Origin of the sequence: Mediterraneibacter agrestimuris (assembly GCF_943193195.1) — a bacterium.
Taxonomy (GTDB): domain Bacteria; phylum Bacillota; class Clostridia; order Lachnospirales; family Lachnospiraceae; genus Schaedlerella; species Schaedlerella agrestimuris.
The window spans coordinates 1-12,099 of the sequence record NZ_CALPDG010000069.1 but is presented as its reverse complement, the minus strand read 5'-3'; the positions used below and the strand labels follow the sequence as shown (position 1 = coordinate 12,099).

The 12,099-nt window shown below is 36.6% G+C and carries 8 protein-coding genes; all 8 read right to left on the bottom strand.

The window, feature by feature from the left end; translation table 11 throughout:
• Positions 1 to 580: 580 nt before the first annotated feature.
• On the bottom strand, positions 581 to 3,109 hold the full coding sequence (gene gyrA, locus NFS18_RS18050) for a DNA gyrase subunit A (RefSeq protein WP_251392797.1): 2,529 nt from the start codon (positions 3,107 to 3,109) through the stop codon (positions 581 to 583).
• 255 nt (positions 3,110 to 3,364) lie between these two features.
• Positions 3,365 to 5,302: a DNA topoisomerase (ATP-hydrolyzing) subunit B gene (gyrB, locus tag NFS18_RS18045; RefSeq protein ID WP_251392796.1), complete on the bottom strand. Its 1,938-nt coding sequence runs from the start codon at positions 5,300 to 5,302 to the stop codon at positions 3,365 to 3,367.
• Positions 5,303 to 5,313: 11 nt separating this feature from the next.
• Positions 5,314 to 6,399, bottom strand: coding sequence for a DNA replication/repair protein RecF (gene recF, locus NFS18_RS18040; protein WP_251392794.1), 1,086 nt, complete (start codon positions 6,397 to 6,399; stop codon positions 5,314 to 5,316).
• A gap of 128 nt (positions 6,400 to 6,527) precedes the next feature.
• The gene (locus NFS18_RS18035) at positions 6,528 to 6,743 is read right to left on the bottom strand and encodes an RNA-binding S4 domain-containing protein (protein ID WP_251392781.1); all 216 of its coding nucleotides are present in this window, start codon (positions 6,741 to 6,743) and stop codon (positions 6,528 to 6,530) included.
• Positions 6,744 to 6,886: 143 nt separating this feature from the next.
• Entirely contained in the window at positions 6,887 to 7,996 is a 1,110-nt protein-coding gene (gene dnaN / locus NFS18_RS18030) for a DNA polymerase III subunit beta (RefSeq protein ID WP_251392779.1), read from the bottom strand.
• Between the two features lie 313 nt (positions 7,997 to 8,309).
• A complete protein-coding gene (dnaA, locus tag NFS18_RS18025; protein WP_251392777.1) occupies positions 8,310 to 9,695 on the bottom strand; it encodes a chromosomal replication initiator protein DnaA in 1,386 nt (461 codons plus the stop codon).
• A 310-nt stretch (positions 9,696 to 10,005) separates the two neighbouring features.
• The gene (locus tag NFS18_RS18020; RefSeq protein WP_251392775.1) at positions 10,006 to 11,613 is read right to left on the bottom strand and encodes a PTS system mannose/fructose/sorbose family transporter subunit IID; all 1,608 of its coding nucleotides are present in this window, start codon (positions 11,611 to 11,613) and stop codon (positions 10,006 to 10,008) included.
• A gap of 112 nt (positions 11,614 to 11,725) precedes the next feature.
• Positions 11,726 to 11,896, bottom strand: coding sequence for a M24 family metallopeptidase (locus NFS18_RS19865; protein WP_251392773.1), 171 nt, complete (start codon positions 11,894 to 11,896; stop codon positions 11,726 to 11,728).
• Between the last annotated feature and the right edge of the window lie 203 nt (positions 11,897 to 12,099).

Genomic DNA, 12,099 nt, shown 5'->3' with positions numbered 1-12,099 from the left:
GTAAAGCGGTTGAAAACACAGTAACTATACGGGTTTTTCCATAATTGGTACCGCCAGCGTGAATAATTCAGGCTAATTGTTCTTTTTTCAATACTATCATTATATTTTAAGATCACAGAACAATTATATGTTACAAAGCTGCCAGGAAAGAGTTTAAATCGAGTGTGCAATCCTCTGGAGTGTTTTTATGCTATAAGGAACTCCGTTTCCTATAGCATAAAAAAGCGCCTCAAGCAAAAGCTTGAGACGCTAATAATATTCCACTATTATTATCGCGGTACCACTCAAATTGACATACAGTCCACTTTCCACGTACTAACATACGTTCCTCATTTATAACGGGTTTAGTTCCCGTCAGCGCCTACTCTTTCTCTTTATTAAAACTTCTCAAAAATAATAAGATAAAATTTCAGGCTGCCCTCAAAAGTCCATTCAGCAATAACCGCCATACAGCAATCCCACCGCCTGCTGCTCTCTGTGATTTTGTTTAAAGCTTACTCGTCTTTCTCAACGGTTTTTAATTTGTTTTTATTAATTTACTACAGTAAAGTAATTTTGTCAACATCTTTTTTATAAATGATTACTCTTCGTTGTTTTCATTTTCAGAAGTAGTCTGATTTATAATTTCTATTTCTTCGGAAATTCTCTCTTCCTCTTCAAGTTCTTCGGAAGTTCTTCTTACCTTTGCAATACTTACAACTGTTTCTTTCTCTTTCAGGTTGATAAGCTTTACACCAGATGTAATCCTTCCAAACTTAGAAATACTGTCACAAGCCATCCGTATAATGATTCCTTCACTATTAATCATCATGATTTCATCATCTTCATTAACAGCCTTCATACCGACTACATTTCCTGTCTTTTCAGTAATCTTATAACACTTCACACCTTTGCCGCCGCGGTTCTGGTTCGTAAATTCACCCATTGCAGTACGTTTGCCCATACCCTTTTCCGACACTGTCAACATACAGTCGCCCTGTGTGTGAACCTGCATGCCAATTACTACATCTCTGTCAGTCAGGTTAATCCCTCGTACTCCCATAGATGTTCTTCCCGTGGAACGCACATCTCTTTCATCAAAACGAATACACTGTCCATATTTAGTAACAAGGATAATATCTTTTTCATCGTCTGTAATCTTAACTTCAATCAGCTGGTCGTCATCACGTAATGTAATTGCAGCAAGACCTTTCTTACGGACATTAACATATTCACGAAGAGGTGTCTTCTTCACAAGACCTTGTTCTGTCGCCATGAAAAGATATTGATTATCATCATATACTTTAATTGGAATCATTGCCGTAATCTTCTCTTCCGGCATCAACTGCAGCATATTAATAATTGCAGTTCCTCTTGATGTCCTTCCGGCCTCTGGAATCTCATATCCTTTTAGTCTGTACACACGTCCTGTATTTGTAAAGAACATAATATAATCATGAGTAGATGTCATAAACAATTCCTGAATATAATCTTCATCCAGCTTTTGCATTCCTTTGATGCCCTTACCGCCGCGATTCTGACTCTTAAATGTATCGACAGTCATACGTTTAATGTATCCAAGCTTTGTCATGGTGATAACGACATCCTGTTTTGGTATCATATCTTCCATGCTAATATCAAATTCATCAAACCCAATACTTGTTCTTCTGTCATCTCCATATTTTTCAGAAATTACAAGAATCTCTTTTTTGATCACACCAAGAAGCAGCTTACGGTCAGCTAAGATTGCCTTTAACTCATCAATCTTTTTCATCAGTTCTGCATATTCTGCTTCCAGTTTCTCACGTTCCAGACCTGTCAATGCACGCAGACGCATATCTACAATTGCCTGTGCCTGTACATCGCTCAGTTCAAAACGATTCATCAATTCTTCTTTTGCAATTGCAACGCTTCTGGAACCACGGATAATCTTAATAACTTCATCAATATTATCCAGTGCGATCAGCAGACCTTTCAAAATATGAGCACGTTCTTCTGCTTTATTTAACTCATATTTTGTTCTGCGTGTTACAACTTCTTCCTGATGCTTCAAATAGTAATTGAGCATATCCAGAATATTCATAACCTTTGGCTCATTGTTGACCAAAGCAAGCATGATCACACCAAATGTATCCTGCAGTTGTGTATGCTTATAGAGCTGATTCAGAATAATATTTGGATTTACATCACGGCGCAGTTCTATACATATACGCATACCTTCACGGTTGGATTGATCACTCAAATCTGTAATTCCGTCAATTTTTTTATCTCTGACCAGTTCTGCAATTTTTTCAATCAGACGGGCTTTATTTACCATATATGGAAGTTCCGTTACAACGATACGGTTTTTGCCGTTTTGCATCGGTTCAATATTAGAAACTGCACGAACTCTGATCTTACCTCGTCCTGTTCGATAAGATTCTTCAATTCCTCTTGTTCCCAGAATCTCTGCTCCAGTCGGAAAGTCTGGCCCTTTGATAATCTGTAAAATATCATCAATTGTTGTTTCTCCGCTTTCCTCAATCTGGTCATCAATAATCTTTACAACTGCTCCGACTACTTCCCGCAGATTGTGAGGCGGAATATTTGTTGCCATACCAACCGCGATACCTGACGTACCATTTACGAGAAGATTCGGAAATCTGGACGGAAGTACAGTAGGCTCTTTCTCTGTTTCGTCAAAGTTCGGTGTAAAATCTACAGTATCCTTGTTGATATCTGCAGTCATTTCCATAGAAATCTTACTAAGTCTTGCCTCTGTATACCGCATTGCTGCAGCGCCGTCGCCATCGACAGAACCAAAGTTACCATGTCCGTCTACCAGAGGATATCTGGTAGACCATTCCTGTGCAAGATTAACCAAAGCACCATAAATAGAACTGTCACCGTGAGGGTGGTATTTACCCATCGTATCACCGACGATACGTGCACATTTACGGTGAGGTTTATCCGGTCCGTTATTCAGCTCAATCATGGAATAAAGAATTCGTCTCTGTACTGGCTTAAGTCCGTCTCTTACATCTGGCAGCGCACGAGATGCAATAACACTCATGGCATAATCGATATATGATTTTTCCATCGTCTTTTTCAGATCGACTTCATGGACTTTATCAAAAATATTATCTTCCATTTTTATCTCCTTATTTTGGGATTACTATAGTTTAGCAATCCAGCTCAAAGCTTAGCTTTTCGCTAAGATGCTTTCCTCTTCAATCCAACTCCAAGCATTGCTTTTCGCTGAACTTCTTTCCGCTTCAATCCAGCTCGAAAACAAAGTTTTCTCGCTGGGTTGGCATTTCTAATGCCAACCCAGTCATGCAATCATGCTAATATTCAAATAAATTTGAATTTAGCATTCTTACATGCCTGATTGTCGCTATATCTGCTAGATATCCAAGTTTTCTACAAATCTTGCATTTTCTTCGATAAATTCACGTCTCGGCTCTACTTTATCCCCCATCAGGGTGGTAAATGTCAGATCCAGTTCTGAAGAACTTTCATCATCCATCGTTACCTTCAGCAATACTCTGTGTTCCGGATCCATAGTTGTCTCCCAAAGCTGATCTGCATCCATCTCTCCAAGACCCTTATAACGCTGAATCTTGTTATTACCGTCACGTCCTACCTCAGTCAATATATTATTCAATTCTTCATCACTGTAAGCATACCAGACTTTCTTATTTTTCTCTAACTTATACAAAGGCGGCTGTGCCAGATATACATATCCCTCTTTTATCAGTTCCGGCATAAACCGATATAAAAATGTCAATAACAATGTACTGATATGAGCGCCGTCCACATCAGCATCAGTCATAATAATTATCTTATGATATCTCAATTTACTGATATCAAAATCATCATGAATACCTGTACCAAATGCTGTAATCATTGCTTTTATTTCAGCATTGGCATAGATTTTATCCAGTCTTGCCTTTTCTACATTCAGAATCTTGCCGCGCAGCGGAAGGATTGCCTGCGTTGAACGGTCTCTCGCCGTCTTAGCAGAACCTCCGGCAGAATCTCCCTCTACGATATAGATTTCACAATTCACCGGATCTTTATCAGAACAATCTGCCAGTTTTCCTGGAAGAGACATTCCCTCCAAAGCAGATTTTCTTCTTGTCAGGTCTCTTGCTTTTCTTGCAGCTTCTCTCGCACGCTGTGCCATAACGGATTTTTCAACCGTCATTTTTGCTACATTTGGATTTTGTTCCAAAAATACTTCTAACTGGCTGCTGACAATATTATCAACTGCGCCTCTTGCCTCGCTGTTTCCAAGCTTCTGCTTTGTCTGTCCTTCAAACTGAGGTTCTTCAATCTTAACACTGATAATAGCTGTCAGTCCTTCACGGATATCTTCTCCTGAAAGATTTGGCTCGCTGTCCTTCAGTAACTTATTTTTTCTTGCATAATCATTAAAGGTCTTTGTAAGTGCATTACGGAAACCAACAACATGAGTTCCCCCTTCTGGTGTTGTAATATTATTAACAAATCCATACGTATTGTCACTGTAAGAATCATTATGCTGCATAGCGACTTCTACACTTACACCGTCTTTCATTCCTTCACAGTAAATAATCTGATCATAAAGAGGTGTTTTGCTTTTATTCAGATAAGTGACAAATTCCTTGATACCGCCTTCGTAGTGGAAGGTACGTTCAACAGGTTTCTCTTCCCTGTCATCTATAAGGACAATTTTTAATCCTCTTGTCAGAAATGCCATCTCACGAAGTCTTTGTTTTAAAGTCCCATAATCAAAAACAAGCTCCTCAAAAATTTCTCCATCCGGCTTGAAGCTGACCTTTGTTCCTGTTTGACCGGGATCACATTCACCTACAACTTTTAATTTGTAAATAACCTTTCCACGTTCATAACGCTGTTTATAAATCTTTCCTTCACTGCTTATTTCTACTTCCAGCCATTCTGATAATGCATTTACAACTGAAGCTCCCACTCCATGAAGACCTCCAGATACCTTATATCCTCCGCCTCCGAATTTACCGCCGGCATGGAGTACAGTAAATACAACCTCTACAGCCGGAAGTCCTGTCTTATGATTAATTCCAACAGGAATACCGCGTCCGTTATCTACAACAGTAATTGTATTATCTTTATTAATAGTCACATAAATAGTATCACAATATCCCGCAAGTGCCTCATCCACAGAATTATCCACAATCTCATATACAAGATGATGAAGTCCTCTTGAAGATGTACTTCCGATGTACATACCCGGTCTTTTACGAACCGCCTCTAACCCTTCCAATATCTGAATTTGGTCTGCTCCATATTCAGAGTCAAATTCTGTATTTGCTGCACCCATTCAAAAACCTCCTAATTTTCTCTTGCTATGCTTCCATTTTTCACATGAAAAATTTTGTTTATAGAAAATCTATGATTTACAAACTCATCCAGTCCTGTACAGGTAATGACTGTCTGTATATCATGAATACTATCTAATAAATAATTCTGACGGTGTTTATCTAATTCAGATAATACATCATCCAACAATAAAACCGGCGTATCCCTGATCAATACCTTTACCAGTTCAATCTCTGACAATTTCAAAGATAATGCAGCTGTTCTCTGCTGTCCCTGGGAGCCGAACTTCCTGATATCCAGATTGTCCACACGAAAACATAAATCATCTCTATGCGGACCGGCGGACGTACTTTTGAATTTCATATCCTTCTCTCTGTTTTTCCTTAAACATTCTTCTAACGTCATATTTCCAATTGAAGCTTCATAAGATAATGCAATTCTTTCCTTTCCGCCTGTTAATTTATAATGAATATTAGAAATTATTTCATTAACTTGTTTTATAAATTCTTTTCTTCTTTCTATGATCTTTGTTCCATACTCTGCCAGCTGCATGTCCCAGATATCCAATGTATCTATCAAATTCTTTTGAAAACTCAATTCTTTTAACAAGGAATTTCTTTGATTAATGATTCGATTGTAATTAGAAAGATTACTTAAATAAACCTTATCAAGCTGAGAAAGTTCAAAGTCTATAAACCTTCTTCTCCCTGCCGGTCCATCTTTAATGACGTTCAAATCTTCCGGAGAAAAAAATACAAAATGTACAATTCCAAACAACTCTCCAGCTCTTCTGATTGGTATCTTATTTACCGCAATTCCCTTTGGACTGTTCTTTTTTAAATGCATGTCGATCTTATAATCAACTCCATGCTTATTTGCAATTGTTTCTAAATGAGATTCGCCACATCCAAACTGAATTAAATCTCTGTCCTTTGTACCTCTGTGAGATTTTGTTGTCCCCGATAAATATAATGCTTCCAAAATATTGGTTTTCCCCTGAGCATTATCGCCATAGAGTATATTAGTCTTTGGGTCAAAATTCAAATCAAGTAATTCATAATTTCTATAATTTTTAAGCTTTAAAGACTTGATTATCATGTTATCTCCATCAATGTGTATGTATCATAGCCAATCTTTTATTTTTGATGTGTTATACTAGTAAGTATTTTTATAGTCTTCTGACATCGAAAAACGCACCTACTCTATACATTTTACACTATATTTAATTATTTTTCAATTTTTATTTGAAAACCGTTAAAATCGACGATATCGCCGTCATAAAGCTTTTTTCCTCTTCTTGTATCTACTTGACCGTTTACAGTCACAAGTCCATCCAAAATGACATCCTTTGCTTCCAAACCGCTGTCAACTAATCCGGAGGCTTTCAGTGCCTGACCTAGTTTAATAAATTCATCCCGCTCTCTTAATCTAATTATTTCCATAATTTTCCCTTTCAATCATAAATTATATAATACGCAACAAAGAGTTTCGGAACCGAAACTCTTGTTACAACTTTACCTTTTACCTTTTTCTTTTATTCCTGCGGGCAGCGGGCAAAGCGGCTGCTTGCAGCAGGGTCTTTGACTTAATCAATTGCATTAAAATTGACCGGAAGAATCAGATAAATATAAGACTGCTTCTCATCCTTGATAAAGCAAGGAGCCTTAGCATTCATAAAATACAAATCCACTTCTTCATCATCAATGACTCTCAATGCATCAATCAAAAACTTTGGATTAAATCCAATCATTAAATCTTTTCCTTCTTTTCCAATTTCGATATCCTCGTTCATGGAACCAATCTGTGATTTAATTTTCAGCTCTATAGACTCATCTCCAATAGTCATGATAATCGGTTTTTTATCTCCCTCTTTTATGAGCAGAGTTGCACGGTCAATACAATCAAGAAATTCTCTTTTATTTATTCTTACTTTTGTCTCATAATCACTAGAGAGCATCTGGTTAATCTTAAAATACTCTCCTTCGATCAGACGGGATACAACAATTGTCTTATCAAATTCAAATACGATATGATTCTTTGTAAATGTAATATCCACATCTTTTTCTGATTCTCCGCTGACGATCTTACTGATTTCCTGTAATGTTTTTCCAGGAACGATTACCTTTTTCTCTCCGTAAGAATTTTTCAATTCTATTTTACGGATTGAAATTCTATGTCCATCCAGAGAAACAACTCTCAACATATTTTCCTGAATCTCAAATAACTCACCAGTCATCATTTTGTTTGTATCATTATCCGCAATAGAGAATATTGTCTGTCTGACAACTTCTTTCAAAGTAAATTCAGAAATGGTAATATAATCGTCTTTTTCAATAACCGGAAGATAAGAAAAGTCCTCTCCTGATTGTGCTGCAATATTAAACTTTGCCTTTTCACATGTAATCAATGTTTGATTATTGCTGTCTGATTCTATCACAATATCATTGTCAGGAAGCTTCCTGACAATCTCTGAGAAAATTTTTGCATTTAATGCAAGGATTCCTCTTTCGATAATTTCTCCTTCAATCCTTGTCTCTATACCTAGTTCCATATCATTTGCTGTCAGTTTTATAACGTCTGTTGATGCGTCAATTAAGATACATTCAAGAATAGGCATTGTCGTTTTAGATGGTACGGCTTTAGATACAATGCTGACACCTTTTACAAGGTTAGGTTTACTGCATACGATTTTCATAGTGAAAAACTCCTTTCGGGTGTGTAAAAAAAATTCGCACCGTTTTTTATGTATAAATAAATAAATTATTTTAGTCTTAATAGTAATAGGGGCTGTGGAAAAGTTAATAACTGCTTCAAAGCCTTGTCCCATAAGGGGTTGTCCGCTTTAAAAACTATGTTGAAAGTCTGTTGGTAATGATGGAAGTAAATGTGAATAATTTTAACCCATTTTAAACACTAATTAGTTTCCCATATGTAATCTTCATATTATCCACATAATTTTCCACATCAAATAAGAAGATTATCCCCATTATCTTTCAAGTGTAAGTGTTCTAAAGAGGATTGATTTTCTTCTTTATAATACCAATTGTGTTACATAATGCTTCATCAGACTTCATATCTGATTCTATTTTCTTAATTCCATAACTGATAGAAGTGTGATCTTTGCCGCCGAGCAGAAGACCGATTGATTTTAATGGCGTATCTGTCAGGGCACGGCATAAATACATATAGATCTGCCGGGGAAGTACGATTTCAGCATTCCGTTTCTTTCCTTTTAAATCAGTAATTGAAACATTGAAATGTTCGGAAACTACTTCCATGATCAGATCTGGTGTAACTTTTCTGATATCAGCTGGTGTTACAATATCTTTTAAAGCCTCTGCAGCAAGCGGAATATCGATAATAATGTCTTCTCCCGGTTTTCGTACAAGCTTTGCAAGTGCAATTAGCTTATTAAGAGAACCTTCAAGTTCACGGATATTGGATTTGATATTCTCCGCAATATATCGAATGACGTCTTCAGGAATGTCATAACATTCAAGGTTGTCTAATTCTATTTTATTCTTCAGAATAGCCATTCTTGTCTCATAGTCCGGAGCGGAGATATCAGCCAGAAGACCCCATTCAAATCGGGTTTTTAATCGCTCTTCAAGAGTTTCAATATCTTTCGGCGGTTTATCACTGGAAATAATAATCTGTTTTCCAGCACTGTGGAGATGATTAAATGTATGGAAGAATTCTTCCTGTGTACTTTCTTTTCCTATTATAAACTGAATGTCGTCAATCAATAGAACGTCATTGTTGCGATACTTTTCACGAAACTTATTAATAGAAAGATCGTTTCCTGTTTTACCTGTTTTCAAAGCATCGATCAACTCATTGGTAAATGTTTCGCTTGTAACATATAATACATTCTTTTCGGAATCATTTTCCAAAATAAAGTGTGCGATAGAATGCATCAAATGTGTTTTTCCAAGTCCCGCGCCTCCATATATAAAAAGAGGATTGTATACGGAACCGGGGGATTCAGAAACTGCAAGTGATGCAGCATGAGCAAAGCGGTTATTATTACCGACAACAAATGTATCAAATGTATATTTCAGATTCAGATTTGCATTCTCAAATATCAGGTTAGACTTTTGATTCTGCATAGTAATATTCTTCTTCTGCTGAACAATACGCTGATCTTCTGTTACAAAAGCGACTTCATACTCTTGTCCGGTAACTTCTGCAATACATACTCTAAAAGGAAGAAGATACTTTTCCTCGATATGTTCCAGGCTGGCTTTTAACTTCACAAGAATGTAAACCGTGTCGTCTGAGACTTCATATACAGTCAACGGTGCAATCCATGTATTGTATGAAATATTAGAGGAGCAGTATTCCAGCTTCATTTTATTTAGTATCTGCTCCCAATTATTTTCCACAATGTTCATTTATGATAACTCCTAATCAATAGAATAGAGAGAAACCAGTCTCTCGATAATATTTTACATCAAAAAGAATATATAAGCAATGAGAAAAGATGTGGATAACTCAATCCACAGTATTCATATTCAGAATGCATTGAAGTTTAGGAATAATTAAGTTAAAAAATAATTTTTATTCACAAGTTTTTCAATTATTTATCCACATTTATTCAAGAGTTATCCACAAAGTTATATATTTTATCCACATGATTATTGTAATATATACAAAGCAAAGGCGAAAAGCAAAAGAATCAGCTTTTCGCCTGTCACTCGTATATTATATTCCAAGTCCCAAAATATTTAAGTAATAACCTACGATACCTATAACCATTAATAATACAACTACAATTACAGGAGATACTTTTTTCTTTAATAATTGCCATGTTCCCATGATCAAGCCAAATGGCAGTAAATTAAGGATCAGACCGTCAAGAACTTCTTGTAATATAATTTGGGTTGCACCTACATTTATAATGGCGGAAAGATTAACCATTACATTTTGAGCGCCCATAGCGCCTACAACCATAAGTCCAAGGATACCAAAAGCATCTGTAAGTCTTGTTAATGAATTGCCGCCTTCTCCTAAGAGTGTCATTACGGCGTTACTTCCCTTTTTATATCCCATAAAATATAAATTATATCCAAGTATGAGCATAATCCCGGTAAACAGAAGGAAAAAGATAATTGGTCCGCTGAAATTACCGTCCAGCGCCAATGTACAGCCTAGAGAAATACCAATTGGATAAATAACTCCACCTGCTAAACTATCTCCAATACCTGCCAGCGGTCCCATAAGTCCGGTTCTCAATCCATTGATCATTTCATCTGAAATGTCCGCTCCGTTTGCACGCTGCTCTTCCAGAGACGCGCATATTCCGGGAATGATATTTCCAATAAATGATGGTTCTGTATTAAAGAAGATTAAATAACGTTTCATTGCATCACTGATATCTTTTGGATTGTGATAAAGCCGGCGGATAACCGGTACCATTGCCAAAATATTTCCAGAAGCCTGCATACGCTCATAATTATAGCCTACTTCTGCCCCAAGACCTATTAACCAATGCTTTATTAAATCGGAACGTTTCAATTGAATTTGAAGTTCTGGTTTTTCTTCGTCTGGTTCTTCTGAAATGTCCATATTTGCGGCTGTATCATCTTTTCCGTTAAAGTAACTTAAAATTGCTATACAAGCGCCGAAGATTGCAATTGCCATTGTACCTAATCCTAAATAAGAAGCTGTAAAGAATCCGATCATAAAGTAAGGAATCACTTTCTTTTTTCCTAAATAGTTTAGTAACATTGCAACACCGACTGCCGGCAACAAACTTCCTGCAACACTGAGTGCATTTACAAATGACTGCGGTATTTTTTCCGATAATTCTGTAAAGAAATTCTGTCCGAAAAACATTAATAGGAATGCTGGAAAACCATTAATCAGTAAGCAGGTCAGTTGTGGAAAAAGCCATGCATTAAAGAAAACTTTATTCAATTCTGCTTTTTCTGCATTTGCATCAAGTCTATGAATCCAAAATGAATTTAATGTCATTTGTAAATTCCAAAGCAAGGTTCCAAGAAGACCTATTGGAATTGCTAATGTAATACCTAATTCAGGATTGGCTCCGGCAAGAACTGTAATAGCTGTTCCGTATACTCCGGCAATTCCTATATTAGAAGGCATAGTTCCTCCAGCAGAGATCCATCCGATATAAGCAAGGTTAATAGTTGCACCTGCTGTTAATCCAAGGAGAGGATCGCCTAAAATTATTCCTACGATCGTACCATTAATCAATGGATAACAAAATGGCCATGTAATAGGGCTCCATACTCTGCCGCTCGCCAGATTTGCTGTAATAGCTAATAATAATGCTTGAATTAAAATCATAATTTATTCTCCTTTCGTTTCTTTATTAAAAATCGCTCATCGTATAAAGTGCTTTTCCCGGACCCGAGATCCATTCAGCCCCTGTTTCTGTAACAACAGCTTCATCTTCCATTCAGAAAGATATTTCAATGGATGATGCACCAATTTTTTCATTAAATGGATATATTCCATTTTCTAATGCAAAAACCATTCCTGGCTGTATTATTTCCTGGCAATCACCTGTAATATTAGGAAATTCAGTAACAGTCAGTCCTACAGAATGTCCGCTTGTATGTAATAGCACTGTTTGCTATACCATCTTTTTCCATCGCATTGAGAGCCTTTTGTACATCCAGAGGTTTTATGTCTTTTAATTTCTTTGTGCCTAAATAAAATCCGAACGTTAATAAATCGTGAAGCGGCAGCTTCTTTTTTGCAGATTTTTTCTATATGGTTGCTCTATTTCCGTTAAAAAAATAACTTCTTCGTAAAAAAGCCGTACTTTAA